Here is a 15972-nt window from a genome sequence, read left to right as displayed (position 1 = left end):
TTTTGTTCGATGTAAAGTATTGAAAATATAGTTTCCGGAGAGTATTTTTTACCGGTACCCTCTAGCAACTGAAGTAAGCTTTACTGAATCGAAGCAGGATATCGAACATCTTGAGCTGCAAGAACGGCTCATTACTTATGAAGAATTTGAGCGGAGGAAGTCGAATGGTTTATAGCCCGTTACGTAGTTTTGGCCGGTTCGTACTGGCTGCATGTGCAGTCAGTCTTGGAGTAGCGAGTCTGGGTGCTCAGACTCCCACCACAACCGCCCCCGTGGGCGTTAACCCATCCCGCTTCGATCTCTTTACGGGCTATTCCTACTTCGGGGCGCATGGCCAATTGAAGCCGCTCGGCGTGGACTACAACTCCATTGACGCGGGAGCGATCGGCAGCGGCGCCTACTACTTTAACAAGTACTTCGGCGGCGAGTTCATCTTTGTGGCGCATCCAGATGGAAAGAACGACGGTCTGTATACGGCGTCGGCTGGACCGATCTTCCGCGCTCCAATGCAGAACTTCACGCTGTTCGCGCATGGCCTGGCCGGCGGCGGACGTCTGGTTGGTCCGAACTCCTATCGTTCGTTCCAGTACCACAACCCTTGGGAGTGGGGACCGACGCTGACGGCCGGCGGCGGCATGGACTATGACCTTCCGTTCATGAATCACCGTTTTTCGTTCCGTCTGTTTCAGGCGGACTACCGCTACATCCATGTAAACTTCGGACCCTATGTTCCGCCTCCGAGCGGACCGACGGGTGGACGCGCCAACCTCAATGGCGTCGATCTGAGCACCGGCATTGTGACGCACTTCGGCCACATCATTCCTCCTCCGCCTGTTACGTTCAGCTGCTCGGCCTCGCCCTCGACGGCATTTCCTGGCGATCCGATCACTGTGACGGGTACGGCTGCGAACCTGAATCCCAAGAAGACGGCGACGTATAGCTGGACCTCGGACGGCGGCACGGTCTCGGGCACCGCCAACACGGCGAATGTCGACACGAAGAACCTTAACCCCGGCAACTACACCGTGAAGGGCCACGTCTCGGAGGGCGCGAAGCCCGGCGAGATGGCGGACTGCTCGGCTCCGTTCACCATTCAGCAGTACGGTCCTCCGACGATCAGCTGCTCGGCTAACCCGTCGACGGTATCGCCTGGCGATTCCTCGACGATCACCTGCACCGGCTCCAGCCCGCAGAATCGTCCTCTGACCTACAGCTACAGCTCGACGGCTGGATCGGTCACGGGCAACACCTCGACGGCAACGCTGAACACGACGGGCGCGGCACCGGGAACGATTACGGTTACGGGGAACGTGGTTGACGACAAGGGCCAGACGGCCTCCAGCACCACGACGGTGACGGTGGTTGCGCCTGCACCTCCGCCGGCACCCACGACGACCAGCCTGTGCTCGATCACCTTCGATCGTGACAAGCGTCGTCCGACCCGTGTGGACAACGAAGCCAAGGCTTGCCTTGATGACGTCGCACTCAACATGCAGCGCTCGCCGGATGCGAAGCTCGCCATCGCCGGCAACGCCGCCAGCACGGAGAAGAACGCCAGCCAGGCTGCAGCCTCCCGCGCTGTCAACACGAAGGACTACTTGGTGAAGGAGAAGGGTATCGACGCAAGCCGTATCTCGGTCTACACCGGATCGCAGGACGGCAAGACGGCCAACTCGACCCTAATCCCGACCGGAGCAACGCTTGATCAGACTGGCCTTACGCCGGTTGACGAGAGCGCTGTGAAGACTCCTCCTGCCAAGCGCCCCAAAAAGAAGTAAATCCAACTAAAGTGTCAAAGAAAGGCTGACTGGGACCAACCCAGTCAGCCTTATTCTTTGTCCACGCGTGCGACCCTAAAGATTGGGTTGCTAAACTTGGGTTACTAGACTAAAAGTAAGGACCTATGCAAAACAGACGAATATCTCTCCTCCCCCTCCTCATCGTCTTGATTTTGTCTTCAACCCGCTCTCAGGCTGGTACTGCTGAGTGGCAGCCGTTCGGACCGAATGGCGGAGATGCACGCGAGATCGCGGCCGATCCGCATGACAGGACGCACCTTTATCTGGGAACAGCGACCGGCTGGATCTACGAGTCACACAACAGCGGTGCGGACTGGAAACGGCTCGCCCGGGTGGGCAAGCGAGATGACCTTGTTCTGGACTCCATCGTGCTCGATCAGGCGACGCCTGGACGCATCCTGGTGGGCGCCTGGGTTCTGAGCAAGGCCGAGGGCGGACTCTACGTCAGCAACGACGCTGGCGTCAGCTGGACGGAAGTGTCCGAGATGAAGGGCCAGTCGATTCGCGCCCTTGTCAGTGCCCCGTCAGATCCGAAGACACTCGTCGCGGGAACACTAAAGGGGGTCTATCGTTCGAGCGACGGCGGGACCCACTGGCAACTCATCACTCCCGAGGGCAGCCAAGAGCTGCATGAGGTCGAGTCGATTGCGATCGACCCGAAGGATACGAAGACCATCTATGCGGGAACCTGGCATCTTCCCTGGAAGACAACCGATGGCGGAGCACACTGGTCGAACATCAAGGAAGGCGTGATCGACGACTCCGACGTCTTCTCGATCATCATCGATCCGAAAGACCCGAATGTGGTCTACGCCAGCGCCTGCTCGGGAATCTATAAGAGCGATACCGCGGGTGCGAGGTTCCAGAAGATGCAGGGGATTCCCTCGACGGCGCGGCGAACCCGTGTGCTGATGCAGGACCCGCAGCATCAGAACATCGTCTTTGCCGGGACGACGGAAGGACTGTACCGAACGAGCGACTCGGGCAAGACGTGGGCCCGCACCAGCGGGCCGGAGTTGATCGTCAATGATGTGTATATCAACCCGACAGACTCCAATCGCATGCTGCTGGCGACAGATCGTGGTGGCGTGCTGGTCTCCAACGACGGTGGCAACAGCTTCCAGCCGACGAACAATGGCTTCTCTGCGCGGCAGATCACTTCCTACGTGGAGGACTTGCGGCAGCCTGGAACAATCTACGTTGGCCTGGTTAACGACAAAGCCTGGGGCGGCGTGTTCGTCAGCACGAACGGCGGCACTACGTGGACGCAGAAGAGCGCGGGACTCGAGAAGCATGACGTCTTCAGTCTTGGACAGGCCAACGACGGGACGATCTTCGCTGGTACGAGACACGGAATCTATCGGCTGAACGGAGCGCTGTGGAGCAAGGTCGATCGTGTCTCGCTGACGCTTCCGGTGACGCAGGTTCCGCCTGCGCCAAAGACCACGAGCAGGAAGCGCGTAGCTGGCAAGACTGCCACCAATGCAGCGTCTGCTTCGGCGAAGCGCAAGCCCGTTGAGAAGCCGTTCGACGGAACGGTGTTTGCGTTTACGCGCGATGGCGACCGGATGTTTGCTGCGACCCAGGACGGTGTTCTGAAGAGTACCGACGCCGGCCAGAGCTGGACGCTGGTCGCTAATCCCGAGGGGCACGTGTGGTACTCGATCTCTTCGGCGAAGTCGATGGTCTTCGCGTCATCGCTTTCCCGAGCGTCGCTCTCGACCGATGGTGGGCAGACCTGGACTGACGCGAAGCCACCGGCGGAGCTGACGCAGATTACTTCGGTGGCAGTGGACGGATTCGGCGGCCTCTGGATCGGCGGCCGCGAGGGCGTCTATCTCTCCGAGGACAAGGGAGCAACGTGGCAGAGCGTACATAACCTCTATGTGCGCGATGTGAACAGCATCTTCTACGACGAGCGCGGGCAGCGGGTGCTGATTACGGCGAACATCTCGACGACCCTGGTCTTCGCGGCACATCTTCCCGATAAGAGCATCAATTACTGGAATACGGGATGGAATATGCGGCTGGTGCGGCCGGTGGGCGATCACCTGGTGGGCGCGACACTGTTCGACGGCATCGTGGTTCAGCCGGAGATGGTGAACTCGGCTGAGGTGACGACGCACTGACCGAGCGGTTGCGCGAAGGGATTAGAATCGAAGCATGAGTTCAGAGACGACCTTCGCGCGACTACGGCACTCTTTCCAGACGGATGATCGGGCGCTTGAGCCAATTGCCGCGAAGGTTCTCGCAGGCGAGCGCTTGAGCTTTGACGATGGGATGGCGCTGTATCGCTCGGGCGATATCCTTGCCGTCGGCTGGCTGGCGAACTACGTGCGCGAGAAGCTGCACGGAAACGTCGCATACTTCAACGTGAACCGCCATATCAATCCGACGAACGTCTGCGTCGCGTCGTGCCGGCTATGCGCGTTTGGGCGCAAGAAGGGTGAGGCGGGAACGTACACGATGGCTCTGGAAGAGGCCTGGGAGACGGCGGGCGCGGGCTACACGGAGGCTGTGACGGAGTTCCACATCGTCGGCGGCCTGCATCCCGATCTTCCATTCGAGTACTTCATGGACTTGGTTCGTGGGCTGAAAGAGCGGTTTCCGAAGGTTCACATCAAGGCGTTCACCATGGTGGAGGTCGCGTTTCTGGCCAAGCGCGGCAAGATGACGATTGCAGAGACGTTGGAGCGGATGAAGGTTGCGGGCGTGGATTCGCTTCCCGGGGGCGGAGCGGAGATCTTTGCGGACCGGATACGGCATATTATCTGCGACCACAAGATCGACGGCGCGGAGTGGCTGGAGACAGCGAAGACGGCGCACAGGATCGGGCTGCGCTCGAATGCGACGATGCTGTACGGCCATGTGGAGAACGACGAGGACCGGGTCGATCACATGCTGCGGTTGCGCGTGGTGCAGGACGAGACGGGCGGATTCCAGACGTTCATTCCGTTGGCGTTTCATCCGGATAATACTGCCCTGGCGCATATTCCGCGGACGACGGGGATGTTGGACATCAAACAGATTGCGGTGGGCCGGTTGCTGCTCGACAACTTTTCGCACATCAAGAGCTACTGGCAGATGGTCTCGCCGAAGATCGCGCAGATCTCGCTGCGGTTTGGGGCGGATGATATCGACGGCACGGTGATCGAGGAGAAGATCTACCACGATGCCGGCGCGACAACTCCGCAGGGGTTGCGGCGGAAGGACCTGGTCCGGCTAATTACAGAAGCCGGGCGCGAACCGTTCGAGCGGGATACGATGTATCGCGCGGTGACGCGGAACGAGGACACCTTTACGGTGGCGGTGTAGGCCGCTTCAGATTCGGCTAGCTTTCCTCCACAGAGTAGCGATCGTTTGAGGTTGCGCCGCGGATCTTTGCGTGCGGGTGAGCCCGGCAAGGGGTATGCTTGAGCGGCAGACCTGGGCAGCGGACAGGCGCAGGGCACTGGACGGCGATGAGGATTGAGATTATCGACGATGTAATTCCGGCGGCGGAGATTGTTGCCGGATTGAAGAGCGGGCCGGATGGGGCGGTTTGCGTCTTCGACGGAATTGTGCGCGACAACTCGCGCGGGCGGAAGACGCTGCTCCTGGACTATGAGGCTTACCGGGAGATGGCGCTCGCGCAGATGAAGGCGCTGGCGGCCGAGGCGGTGGAGCGCTTCAGCGTGCGCGATGTGGCGATGGTGCACCGGCTGGGGCGGCTGGTGGTAGGAGAGACGAGCGTGCTGGTTGTGGTCGCTTCGGCGCATCGCGGGGCGGCGTTCGATGCTTGCCGGTGGCTGATCGATACGCTGAAGAAGACGGTGCCGATCTGGAAGAAGGAACAGTTTGAGGATGGGGCTATCTGGGCAGATGGCGAACCGTTTCCGGAGGGCATGGGGATTGCGGGGGCTAGCGAGTTAGCGAGTCAGCAAGTCAGCGAGTTGGAGGGGCAACGAGTTAGCGATTCGGAGGGTCGGCGCGTCAAAGAGGCAGCGGGTGAGCACGAGTGAGAGGATGCGTCGGAGTGCTGGTTTGGGTTTTGGGGGCTTCGCTGCTGGCACAGGCTCCGATTGTGCGGCGGCCTCCGATGAAGCCGGTGGATCCGGATCCGGACTCGCAGCAGCAGCCGGCGCAGCAGGACCAGGTTCCGACGATTCGGGTGGAGACGCGGCTGGTGAATGTGGCGGTGAACGTCGTGGATAAGACGGGCGCTCCGGTGGGTGGGTTGCAGAAGGACGACTTTGAGATTCTGGAGGACGGGAGGGCGCAGAAGATCGCTTACTTCGAGCGGGAGTCTTCGACGCCGCTCTCGATTGTGCTGGCGATCGATGGGAGCCAGAGCGTTTTGCGGAACGAGCGGCTGGAGAAGAATGCGGCGAAGCACTTTGTGAATGCCCTACTCCGGGACCAGGATGAACTGGACCTGATGGACTTCTCGGACACAGTACGGGAGATTGTGCCGTTCACGAACTCGAAGAAGAGGATCGAGAGCGGGCTGAACGAGATTCAGCGTGGGGATGCGACGGCGCTGTTCGATGCGATTTATCTGGCTTCGGACCGGCTGGCGGAGACGAGGACGGACGCGGGCCGGCGGCGCGTATTGGTGCTGATTACCGATGGCGAGGACACGGCGAAGCGCTCGCGGTATGGGCAGGCGCTGGAGCAGGCGCAACGGGCGGGGGCGATGATCTACTCGATCATCATTGTGCCGATTGCGGCGGACGCGGGGAGGAGCACGGGCGGAGAACATGCGCTGATACAGCTGGCTCAGGACACGGGCGGGAGGTACTACTACGTGGAGGACCCGAAGGACCTGGAGCCGGCGTTTGCGCGCGTCTCGGACGATCTGCGGACGCAGTATGTGCTGGGGTATTACGCGCCGCAGAAGGAGAAGGGCGGGTCGGCGTTCCGGTCGATTCGGGCGCGGATGAAGGACCCGGAGATGAAGCAGAAGTACGAGCTACGGTACCGGAGCGGGTACTACGGGGATGGGAAGTAGTTCGGCATCGAGGCGCTACAAGACCAAATGCAGGTCCTTCGACTCCGCGCGCTCCGCTCAGGATGACACCTTCTTTGCAAGGGGCTGAGCTGCATTAGAGTTGAGGGAGAGGTATATCTGTGAGCCGATTTGAGTTTGCCGAGGTAGCTGAAGGGATTGCGCGCGAGGCGGGCGCGCTGCTGAAGGGTTTTTACGAGAACGGTGTGATCGCCCAGTACAAGGGCGATGTGGACCTGGTGACCGAGGCCGATAAGGCGAGCGAGAAGCTGATTCGCGAGCGGCTGCATGCGGCGTTTCCCACGCATGGGGTGTATGGCGAAGAGGGTACGCGGGATGCGCTGGACAGCGAGTATCGCTGGTATGTGGATCCGTTGGATGGCACGACGAACTTTGCGCACGGGTTTCCGGCGTTCTGCGTGGTGCTTGGTCTGGAGCATCGTCCGAAGGGGCTGAGGCAGGACGAGGATGGAGTGTTGACCGCGGGGGTGGTCTACGATCCGCTGCGCGATGAGATGTTTGTGGCAGAGAAGGGCAAGGGCGCGTGGCTGAACGGTCGGCAGATTCATGTGTCGAAGGTGAAGACGCTGCAGGAGTCACTGACGGCGACGGGGTTTCCGAGTCATAAGCGGCACCTGAATCCGAATGCGTACTTCTACTACCAGATCACGCTGCGGTCGCACGGGGTTCGGCGCGCGGGTTCGGCGGCGCTGGACCTGGCGTATGTGGCGTGTGGGCGACTGGAGGGGTTCTGGGAGTTCAACCTGAATCCGTGGGACACGTCGGCGGGCGTGCTGCTGGTGACGGAGGCAGGCGGAGTGGTGACGCACTTCGACGGTGGTGCGTTTACGCTGGACAGCCGCGAGGTTCTGGCGACGAACGGGTTGATTCAGGGGGAGATGGTGCACATTTTTAAGGAGATGTTTGCGGGGCGGGAGCTGGAGCCGATACCGACGCCGGCGGAGTTTGCGGCGCGGAGGGCGGCGGCGGGGAAGTAGGGCTGGTAGGTCGTAATTGAATGCTGATTTCGGGTTGCAGTTCGGCCGACGGATGCTGCTAGAATCGAAGCAACGCCCCCTACAACTGGACGGAATTTTTCAGAGGCGGCACAAGATCAAGGGAGATTACCAGAGATGGCTTATGTGATTGCGGAACCGTGCATCGGGACAAAGGATACTGCTTGCGTTGACGCGTGCCCGGTGGACTGTATCCACCCGAAGAAGGACGAGGCTGGCCACGGCGATACGGATCAGCTGTTCATCGATCCGGTCGAGTGCATCGACTGCGGCGCTTGCGTTCCGGTGTGCCCGGTCTCGGCCATCTATGCGGGCGATGACCTGCCAGAAAAGTGGGCGGCCTTCCAGCAGAAGAACTCAGATCACTACGGGCGGTAAGCTCGCAAGTCTGGAGATTGGAGGACGCGCAGCCAAGGCTGCGCGTCTTTTGCGTTTGGGGCAAGTGGCGAAGATCCGTTTGGATACGTTCGAGCAATGATCGAAAGGCATACCCCAGGGGCTGAAGCCCTTTCGTGGCGGGCCGAGAGACCTAGGGCTGAAGCCCTGGGCTACTAGAAGCGACAGGCGGATAGATGGCGCAGCGGCAGGGTGAGGCGATTGTTTTGCGGACGTGGCCGTTTGAGGAGGCCGACCTGCTGGTGAGTCTGCTGACGCGGGAGCAGGGGCGCATCAAGGGCGTGGCGCGCCATGCCATGCGGTCGCGGAGGAGGTTTGGGGGGGCGCTGGAGCCGATGACGTATGTTCGCGCCACGTATTCGGAGAAGCCGCGGCAGGAGCTGGTGCGGCTGGATGCGTTCGAGGTTCTGTGGTCTCCGCTGAAGGACGCGGTGGACTACGAGCGGACGGCGGCGCTGGAGTTTGTCGCAGAGGTGCTGGAGGAGGCGCTGCCGGAGCAGGCTCCGGAGGACGCGGTGTTTCGGCTGGCGCTGGCGGTGATGGACGAGATGCAGGTGGGCCGGGTGTGGATGCCGGTGACCTACTTTGCGCTGTGGATGAGCCGGCTGATGGGGTGGATGCCGGCGCTGGGACACTGTGTGGTGTGTGGGTTGGATCTGCGAGGCGGGACGGTGTGGTGGTCTCCGGCGGCCGATGGGGTGACGTGCGAGGACGACCGGCGCGGGGGGAGTGCGGCGCTGTCGGCGGGGTCTGTGGCAGAGGCGCGGAGGATCTTTCAGATGCCCGTGGAGGAGTTGGCGAAGGAGGAGTGGCCGCGGGGGAGGGCGGCGGATCTGCGGAGCTTTGCGGTGGGGGTGCTGGAGCGCAATCTGGAGCGGCGGATCAGGAGTGCGCGGGCTCTGGAGCGGGGGTGAGCGAATCGGTGATCAGGAGGCGGCTCGCAGGTTAGTTGGGCCGGCTGCAGTGTTCCCGGCTGACTCGATGCGTATGCGGAGGACGTCTTCGATGATGTCGGCGGCCCGAGCCTTGCCATTGATGGTCTGCATGGCCCGCTGGATTCGGCGCGCGGCGGCGCGGTACTCCGGCTGTTGAAGGACGGATTGGAGGGCGGAGCGGAGGCGGCTGGTGGTGAGCCTTCGCGAAGGAACGATGATGCCGGATCCGCAGGCGGCGATGCGTGCGGCTACTCCGGGCTGATCGTTGCCCTGGGGGACGGCGACGAGGGGCAGGCCCTCGGTGAGGGACTCAAGGACGGTGTTGAGGCCGGCGTGGGTAATGACGGTGGCTGCCCGCTGAAGGATCTGTAACTGGGGAACGTATGGCACGACGATAGGGTTGCCAGGGAGCGGCCCGAGCTGGGCTGGGTCGAGACCTCCTCCGAGGGAGAGGACGAGTTGCGCGTCGAGCGGGGCGCAGGCCTGGGCGATGGTGCGGAAGATGGCGGTGGAGTTGTTCTGCATGGTACCCAGCGAGGCGTAGACGAGAGGTCGGCCATCGAGCTGTTGCCAAGGAAAGTCGATCGGCGGACGCTGGGCGCTATCAAGGAACGGACCGGTGTAGTGGAGCAACGGTGAAATGTCGATCCCAATGTTGAACTCGAGCGCTGCGGGAAGCTGAGTGACCTGCGCGAGGGGAGAGAGCGCGTCGGTGACTCCGCGAAGAGCGGGCAAACCCCACCGCCGACGCTGGCGGTTGACGACTGCGTAGATGGGGGAGGCGATTCGATAGAGGAGCCGCATGCCGAGACGGTTGCGCAAACGGGTGAGGGGGCCGGCGCCAGCCTGCCAAGGGAAGCAGAAGGGTGGGATGCGGTCGTCGTGGATGAGCGGGGGAAAGAATGCGAGGGAGATGAAGGGAAGGCCGAGATGCTCGGCGATGCTGCCGGCCATGTCGGCCTCGTCAATGAGCATGGCGTCCAGGTTGGCCGCTCGGACGGCCGCGGGGCCGTCGCGGAGGAGCATGCTGGCGGTATTTCGGACTCGCTCGACGGTGAAGCGGAAGGTGGCGAGGCCGCTGAGCTGGCCGAGGCGTTGGTCGAGCAGACGGAGGGTACCGAGGGGATAGTCGTCGGCGCCAACGAGGCGGAACTCGATGCCGGCGGCGCGGATGCGTTCCTCGGTGTCGGCAATGCCGAAGACGATGACCTTGTGACTGCGGCGCTCGAGTTCTTTCGCGAGCGCCATGAGCGGATTGATGTGTCCAGTGCCGGGAAAGCAGAACGCTCCGAGTCTTGCCATGATTCACGTCCATGCTGTGGATTTGACCCATATGAGTACGCAGAAGCGGGCGGTCTGGATGGCGGCGGTGAATTCACAGAGTGCCAAGTGAACGGGCGGGCTATTGTTTTGCCTCGATGGTTGCATTGAGTTCTCGTTCCGGCAGCCTCGCAACCAGAACAGCATTTAGAATGATGCAACCGGGAAGAGTATAGGGAAGAATGCCAGCGACGAGCGAGAAAAAAGCACTGACGTTTCAGGAACTTTTGTTCCGCCTGCAGCGGTTCTGGGCGGAGCAGGGGTGTGTGCTGCAGCAGCCTTATGACGTTGAGGTGGGCGCGGGGACGATGTCTCCGGACACGTTTTTGCGTGTGCTGGGGCCGAAGCCGGTGAGGATTGCGTATGCGCAGCCCTCGCGACGGCCAGCGGATGGGCGCTATGGCGAGAATCCGAATCGGCTGTTTCGGCATACGCAGCTGCAGGTGATTCTGAAACCGCCGCCGGAGCGGATCCAGGAGCTGTATCTGGAGTCGCTGGAGGCGATTGGGATCGACCTGCGCGAGCACGATATCAAGTTTGAAGAGGACAACTGGGAGTGGCCGGTGGGCGGCGCGTGGGGCGTGGGCTGGCAGGTGATGCTGGATGGCCTCGAGATTACGCAGTTCACGTACTTTCAGCAGTGTGGCGGGATGGACCTGGAGCCGATCTGCGGCGAGATCACTTACGGGCTGGAGCGGATTGCGGGGTTCCTGCAGGATGTGGACTCGATCTACGACATCGTTTGGGCCGTGGAGCCGGACACAGGCCGCAAGGTGACGTATGGCGAGATGCGGCTGGCCGAGGAGGAGCAGTTCTCGGCGTACAGCTTCGACTATGCGGAGGTTCCGAAGCTCTGGGAGCATTTGATGCTGTATGAGGCGGAGTGCCTGGACCTGCTGGAGCGTGCGAAGGGAATGGAGAAGATGGATGCGTTGGCGCTGAAGAGGTTTCCGGTGCTGGGAGCGTATGAGCTGGCGCTGAAGTGCTCGCATGTCTTCAATCTGCTGGATGCGCGGGGCGCGATCTCGGTGACGGAGCGCGTGGGCGTGATGGCGCGGATTCGTGCGCTGGTGATTGGTGTGGCGAAGGCGTATGCGCGGCAGGGAGAACTGCTGGGTGAGCAAGCCAGCGAGTCGGCGAGTCAGCAAGTCAGCGAGTCAGCGAACGCGTAAGAGAGAGTGTGATGGCGGATTTTCTTTTCGAGATTGGGCTGGAGGAGGTTCCGGCGCGGATGATCGCACGGGCCGAGGCGGAGCTGAAGCGGCGCGTGGTGGATATGCTCCGCCGTGAACGACTTTTGTTTGCCAAGGGAAGTGTGAAGAGTTACTCAACCCCGCGAAGGTTGGCGGTTCTGGTGAGTGATGTGGAAGAAAACCAGAATCCACTTCAAGTGGAGACGTTGGGTCCTTCGACGAAAGTTGCTTATCGTGACGGGCAGCCGACTCCTGCTGCAATGTCGTTCGCTAAAAAGGTCGGTGTCGATGTAAGCGAGTTGCGAAAGGTGCAAACTGCAAAGGGCGAGTATCTACAGGCACTTTCCTACACTCCAGCCCGAAAGACCGTTGACGTTATCGGAGAAGAGATGCCGAAGGAGCTGGCGGGCATCTACTGGGCGAAGAACATGTACTGGCGGGCGGGCAAGCCGGAGCGGTTTGTACGGCCAGTGCGGTGGATGATGGCGCTGCTGGGCGAGCAGGTGGTGCCGGTGGCGTTCGGCGGCAAGACAGCGGGCGCGGTGACGTATGGGCATCGCGTGCTGTTTGGCGATGCGGCGATCAGGCTGGAGGCTCCGGCGAAGTACGAGGAGGCGCTGCTGGGTGCGCATGTGATTGCCGATGTAGAGACTCGGCGGCAGAGGATTCGCAAGGCGCTGGATCGCGTGACGAGGACGGTGGAGGGTGCGCGGTGGCGCGAGGATCATGGGCTGGTTGACACGCTGACGCACCTGACGGAGTGGGCGTCGGATCGGTCGGTAATCCTCGGCAGCTTCGAGCCGCAGTATCTTGCTCTGCCGGAGGAGGTGCTGGTGACCGTGATGCGCGATCACCAGAAGTACCTGGCGGTGGAGGACAAGGCGGGCAAACTGGCTGCTCACTTCCTGGCGGTTTTGAATACGGAGGCAGACGCGCAGGGCCTTGCAGTGATTCGACATGGGAACGAGAGGGTGCTGCGGGCGCGTTTCAACGATGCGCGTTTCTTCTGGGAGTTCGATCAGCGCGCGACGTTGAAGGAGCGGGTGAAGCTGCTCGAGAATGTCACGTTCCAGAAGGAGCTGGGCAGCTATGCGGCGAAGTCGACGCGGGTGCGGGAGCTGGCCCTGGGGCTGGCGGAGATAGGGATCGCTCGCGGAGTGACGGTGGATGCGGTTGCGCTGGACGAGGCGGCGACGCTGGCGAAGACAGACCTGACGACGGAGCTGGTGAAGGAGTTTACGGAGCTGCAGGGAATTGTCGGCGGGCTGTACGCGAAGGCGCAGGGCGTTGCGGCTGCTGCCGCGGATGCGATCTACGACCAGTATCTGCCGGAGTCGATGGAAGACGCGGTTCCGCGTACGGTTGAGGGCGCGCTGTTGTCGATTGCGGACAAGGCGGACACGATTGCGGGAATGTTCGGGTTGGGGATGGAGCCGACGGGATCGAAGGATCCGTTTGCGCTGCGTCGCGCGGCGAACGGCATCGTGAAGATTCTGGCGGAGCGTGCGCCTGCGCTTCCCTTGACGCTGAGCGAGGTCGCCGGGCGCGCGACGGCGAACGAGGCGGTTGAGGCGAAGATCCGCGCGTTCCTGGTGGAGCGGCTGGAGTTCTACCTGCGTGAGGCGAAGGGGCAGGCCTACGATGTGGTGGCGGCCGTGCTGGCGGCGGGAAGCGACGATGTGCGCGATGCCGTGGCTCGTGCGGAGGCGGTGAGCGCGGTGCGTGGCTCGGCTGACTTCGAGGCGGTGAGCGCGGCGTTCAAGCGGATGAAGAACATTCTGTCGCAGGCGAAGGAGAAGGGCGAGTCGATCGACTCAGCGCCAGTCGCGGCGAAGAATGTTCATCCCGCGCAAGGAGCGCTGGCCGAGGCGGCTGCGGTGCTAGGCGGCAAGGTCGATACGCTGAGCGAGGGGCATGAGTATGTTGCAGCTCTCGAGGCGGTGGCTACACTGCGCCCGCAGGTCGATGGTTTCTTTGACCAGGTGATGGTGATGGACCCGGATGCGGAGGTGCGCAGAAGCAGGCTGGCGCTGCTGGCGTCGATCGTGAAGAGCTTCTCCGGTATCGCGGACTTCTCGGAGATCGTGGTGGCTGGCTGAATTCAGCGCGTGCAGCTAGCTGTGGATCAGCATGAGGCCTACCATTACGAGAAAGACGGCAAAGAGGGAGCCTAGCGGGATGAGAATTCCTTCGCAGAAGGAGTTCCACGAGGAGCGCTGCTGGAATCCATCTTCGGCGCGGGCGTTGGATTGATCCATCAAGGCAGTTTTCAGATCTGCAATGGTCATGGGTTCTCCTTTACAGAGCGCCATGCAGTGTGCAAGGAGCTCTTTTCGTGCATCGAAGTTACGTTGATTCCCGTGCAGCCTGCTACAAGGTTGAGCGGGAGGGAACCAAGGTAGCAATTGCACGAAAGAACTATAAGGAAGACCGAGGGCGAGATCAACTCCCGTAGTTTCGCCCTTCGGTCACGGGTTCGCCGCACACAGGAGCGAAGGTTCGCTGAAAGAAGGCGTTATCTACGATGTAGCGCTCGTGATTTTCGCCTTCGATGATCCAGTCGCCGGGGAGAGCTTTGCGCTCTCCGACATCGGTGAAGAGAACGGTGGTGTGGCTGCATTGCTTCGCCTTTACGAGGAGTGGTCTGCGCGTGCGAAAGGTCTTCAACGGAGTCTCCCAGGCGGCGTTGGTCCGCCGACGTTCTTTATCTCAGCACCGCGCTCATAAAGAGTGCGTATCGCAGTCATAAAAAGGCCGTATTGGTCGAGCGTGGAAGAGGGGCCCTTGGGATGATTGGAATTGCGGGTCGCCTTTGCTTTCCAGGGGGCAGTGGAGCATTCTGCACAAGAAGGAGTCATGACGAGATGGACGCGAAATCAGCGCGGGGAACGGAGGCGGAGCGATGGGCTGAGGGCGACAGCACGGATCAGGCTGCCTCCCAACTGGCGAACAGCGCACTGCTTGCCATGGGCGGGGGCTTTCTTGACGGCTTCACCTATGTAGGCCACGGGCATGTGTTCGCCAATGCGATGACAGGCAACGTCGTGCTGTTGGGGATCAACTGTTTTTCCGGGGCGGTGGGGAGCGGGCTGCGGCACCTGCCGCCCATCCTGATGTTTGTGCTGGGCGTCGCGGTTGCCAAGACGCTGGAGACGCCTGCGATGGCGCGGCTGCTTCGTCATCCTCACCTGGCGTCGTTGCTGATTCAGATTGCTTCTTTGTCGGCGCTCGCGCTTCTGCCGGAGGGCACGCGGGATATGTGGTTTACGACGTCGATCGCCTTTGTGGCCTCGATACAGGTGGAGAGCTTTCGCAGGGTGAATGGGCGAAGCTTCAACTCAACGTATACGACGGGAAATCTGAGGACGTTTGCAGAGAGCTGTTTTGCGTGGCTCTTTGCGGGCGGCGGCGGCGAGGCGCGGAGCGCCACGTGGGACTTTGGCGTGATCTGCTTTGCTTTTTTTGCCGGTGCGGCGGCCGGTGGCATCGTGACGATGCCGCTGGGAAACCGTGCATTGTGGATTGACGTTGTGCTGCTGGGGATTGTGGCGGTGCGGGTGCGTCCGAGAGCCGTTGCTGTGGCGGTTAGTTGAGCCGTTGCAGGCGGGCGATGAGCTTTTCGGCCAGCGGCTCACCGGACTCGGTCCAGAGCAGGCGGCTGGAGATTCCGGAGTTCTTCTCGACCGAGAGGGTGAAGGCGAGCAGCATCTCGACGTTCTGCTGGATGTGTTTTTGCGCTTCTTCGTCGAGGGCTTCGTCGTCCTCGTCCATGACCCATGGCGTGTCGAGGCCGAAGTCGATGCGGATGTGTCCGTTCTGCTCGTAGGTGGCCTGGTCAAACTGGGGACCGAAGCCGATGACCTTGACGGTGGAGGGCTGCGGGCGCCAGAGGGTGTCGAGCGCGGCCTCGGAGGAGGGAGCGGAGCCGGGCTCGGGGCGCCAGAGGTTCCACTTCATCTCGAACTCGTAGGCCATGTCGTCGTGGAGTTGTTCTGTGGCCTCGGCAACGGCGTTTTCGATGATGGAGTCCTCGGTGGATTGGGCGCGGTCGTCATTGACGTAGATGCGCTGGTAGGCGGGCGCCTCGTTGAAGCTGATGGGATAGACGGTGGCGGCGGCGACGCGCCGGACCTCTGCGGATCCAGACCCGCTGATGAGGGCGAACTGTCGCAGCACGGAGACGAGCGCGGCCGGCAGCGTGTCAAAGCGGAAGTTCGGGAACCAGAGGCTGAGGTAGAGCTGGTCGGCCATGGGGATAGTGTACAGGCCGGTCGGTGGCATGGTTTTGTCGCCGATGGATGAGAAGATAGTAGGGATAGGCTCACG

The 15972-nt window shown here is 61.7% G+C and carries 15 protein-coding genes; 11 read left to right on the top strand and 4 right to left on the bottom strand.

Annotated elements, in window-relative coordinates; all coding sequences use genetic code 11:
* The first annotated feature begins 164 nt into the window (after window positions 1–164).
* The 8 genes from Q363_RS10310 (at window position 165) to recO (ending at window position 9112) form a co-directional block, all read left to right on the top strand.
* On the top strand, window positions 165–1778 hold the full coding sequence (locus tag Q363_RS10310; protein ID WP_035349755.1) for an OmpA family protein: 1614 nt from the start codon (window positions 165–167) through the stop codon (window positions 1776–1778).
* Window positions 1779–1903: 125 nt separating this feature from the next.
* Entirely contained in the window at window positions 1904–3928 is a 2025-nt protein-coding gene (locus tag Q363_RS10305; protein ID WP_035349752.1) for a WD40/YVTN/BNR-like repeat-containing protein, read from the top strand.
* A 34-nt stretch (window positions 3929–3962) separates the two neighbouring features.
* On the top strand, window positions 3963–5114 hold the full coding sequence (gene mqnE / locus Q363_RS10300; protein WP_035349746.1) for an aminofutalosine synthase MqnE: 1152 nt from the start codon (window positions 3963–3965) through the stop codon (window positions 5112–5114).
* 146 nt (window positions 5115–5260) lie between these two features.
* Window positions 5261–5800: a molybdenum cofactor biosynthesis protein MoaE gene (locus Q363_RS10295; protein ID WP_084080207.1), complete on the top strand. Its 540-nt coding sequence runs from the start codon at window positions 5261–5263 to the stop codon at window positions 5798–5800.
* 14 nt (window positions 5801–5814) lie between these two features.
* A complete protein-coding gene (locus Q363_RS10290) occupies window positions 5815–6789 on the top strand; it encodes a VWA domain-containing protein (RefSeq protein ID WP_245632147.1) in 975 nt (324 codons plus the stop codon).
* Window positions 6790–6908: 119 nt separating this feature from the next.
* Window positions 6909–7784, top strand: coding sequence for an inositol monophosphatase family protein (locus Q363_RS10285; RefSeq protein WP_035349744.1), 876 nt, complete (start codon window positions 6909–6911; stop codon window positions 7782–7784).
* Between the two features lie 135 nt (window positions 7785–7919).
* Window positions 7920–8180 (top strand): 4Fe-4S dicluster domain-containing protein, encoded by a 261-nt coding sequence (locus Q363_RS10280; RefSeq protein WP_035349743.1) that lies wholly within the window; start codon window positions 7920–7922, stop codon window positions 8178–8180.
* A 194-nt stretch (window positions 8181–8374) separates the two neighbouring features.
* Window positions 8375–9112 (top strand): DNA repair protein RecO, encoded by a 738-nt coding sequence (gene recO / locus Q363_RS10275; protein WP_035349741.1) that lies wholly within the window; start codon window positions 8375–8377, stop codon window positions 9110–9112.
* A 12-nt stretch (window positions 9113–9124) separates the two neighbouring features.
* Here recO and Q363_RS10270 read toward each other — a convergent pair whose 3' ends face one another.
* Complete coding sequence (locus Q363_RS10270) at window positions 9125–10435, bottom strand: nucleotide disphospho-sugar-binding domain-containing protein (RefSeq protein WP_051978630.1); 1311 nt, start codon at window positions 10433–10435, stop codon at window positions 9125–9127.
* Window positions 10436–10635: 200 nt separating this feature from the next.
* Here Q363_RS10270 and Q363_RS10265 point away from each other — a divergent pair, with 200 nt between their 5' ends.
* Both Q363_RS10265 and glyS read left to right on the top strand, forming a co-directional pair.
* Entirely contained in the window at window positions 10636–11625 is a 990-nt protein-coding gene (locus Q363_RS10265; RefSeq protein WP_035349740.1) for a glycine--tRNA ligase subunit alpha, read from the top strand.
* Between the two features lie 11 nt (window positions 11626–11636).
* The gene (gene glyS / locus Q363_RS10260) at window positions 11637–13745 is read left to right on the top strand and encodes a glycine--tRNA ligase subunit beta (RefSeq protein WP_035349739.1); all 2109 of its coding nucleotides are present in this window, start codon (window positions 11637–11639) and stop codon (window positions 13743–13745) included.
* 15 nt (window positions 13746–13760) lie between these two features.
* On the opposite strand, the gene Q363_RS40360 is transcribed toward glyS, so the two are convergent.
* Both Q363_RS40360 and Q363_RS10255 read right to left on the bottom strand, forming a co-directional pair.
* A complete protein-coding gene (locus tag Q363_RS40360; RefSeq protein WP_157466728.1) occupies window positions 13761–13934 on the bottom strand; it encodes a hypothetical protein in 174 nt (57 codons plus the stop codon).
* Between the two features lie 154 nt (window positions 13935–14088).
* Window positions 14089–14313 (bottom strand): hypothetical protein, encoded by a 225-nt coding sequence (locus Q363_RS10255; protein ID WP_035349738.1) that lies wholly within the window; start codon window positions 14311–14313, stop codon window positions 14089–14091.
* A 197-nt stretch (window positions 14314–14510) separates the two neighbouring features.
* Between Q363_RS10255 and Q363_RS10250 the strand changes: the two genes are divergently transcribed.
* Window positions 14511–15239 (top strand): YoaK family protein, encoded by a 729-nt coding sequence (locus Q363_RS10250; protein WP_051978629.1) that lies wholly within the window; start codon window positions 14511–14513, stop codon window positions 15237–15239.
* Here Q363_RS10250 and Q363_RS10245 read toward each other — a convergent pair.
* A complete protein-coding gene (locus Q363_RS10245) occupies window positions 15232–15897 on the bottom strand; it encodes a hypothetical protein (RefSeq protein ID WP_035349888.1) in 666 nt (221 codons plus the stop codon). The two genes, Q363_RS10250 and Q363_RS10245, sit on opposite strands and share 8 nt — an antisense overlap.
* Window positions 15898–15972: the final 75 nt, after the last annotated feature.

Source organism: Edaphobacter aggregans DSM 19364, from assembly GCF_000745965.1.
Lineage (GTDB): Bacteria > Acidobacteriota > Terriglobia > Terriglobales > Acidobacteriaceae > Edaphobacter > Edaphobacter aggregans.
The sequence above is the reverse complement of the archived record's forward strand: the minus strand, read 5'-3'. Positions and strand labels throughout refer to the sequence as shown.

What these genes read in the sequence shown, in the direction of transcription:
- Q363_RS10310 (WP_035349755.1), top strand. Translation starts at nt 165, where the DNA reads ATGGTTTATAGCCCGTTACGTAGTTTTGGCCGGTTCGTACTGGCTGCA.
- Q363_RS10305 (WP_035349752.1), top strand. Translation starts at nt 1,904, where the DNA reads ATGCAAAACAGACGAATATCTCTCCTCCCCCTCCTCATCGTCTTGATT.
- mqnE (WP_035349746.1), top strand. Translation starts at nt 3,963, where the DNA reads ATGAGTTCAGAGACGACCTTCGCGCGACTACGGCACTCTTTCCAGACG.
- Q363_RS10295 (WP_084080207.1), top strand. Translation starts at nt 5,261, where the DNA reads ATGAGGATTGAGATTATCGACGATGTAATTCCGGCGGCGGAGATTGTT.
- Q363_RS10280 (WP_035349743.1), top strand. Translation starts at nt 7,920, where the DNA reads ATGGCTTATGTGATTGCGGAACCGTGCATCGGGACAAAGGATACTGCT.
- recO (WP_035349741.1), top strand. Translation starts at nt 8,375, where the DNA reads ATGGCGCAGCGGCAGGGTGAGGCGATTGTTTTGCGGACGTGGCCGTTT.
- Q363_RS10270 (WP_051978630.1), bottom strand. Translation starts at nt 10,435, where the DNA reads ATGGCAAGACTCGGAGCGTTCTGCTTTCCCGGCACTGGACACATCAAT.
- Q363_RS10265 (WP_035349740.1), top strand. Translation starts at nt 10,636, where the DNA reads ATGCCAGCGACGAGCGAGAAAAAAGCACTGACGTTTCAGGAACTTTTG.
- glyS (WP_035349739.1), top strand. Translation starts at nt 11,637, where the DNA reads ATGGCGGATTTTCTTTTCGAGATTGGGCTGGAGGAGGTTCCGGCGCGG.
- Q363_RS40360 (WP_157466728.1), bottom strand. Translation starts at nt 13,934, where the DNA reads ATGACCATTGCAGATCTGAAAACTGCCTTGATGGATCAATCCAACGCC.
- Q363_RS10250 (WP_051978629.1), top strand. Translation starts at nt 14,511, where the DNA reads ATGGACGCGAAATCAGCGCGGGGAACGGAGGCGGAGCGATGGGCTGAG.
- Q363_RS10245 (WP_035349888.1), bottom strand. Translation starts at nt 15,897, where the DNA reads ATGGCCGACCAGCTCTACCTCAGCCTCTGGTTCCCGAACTTCCGCTTT.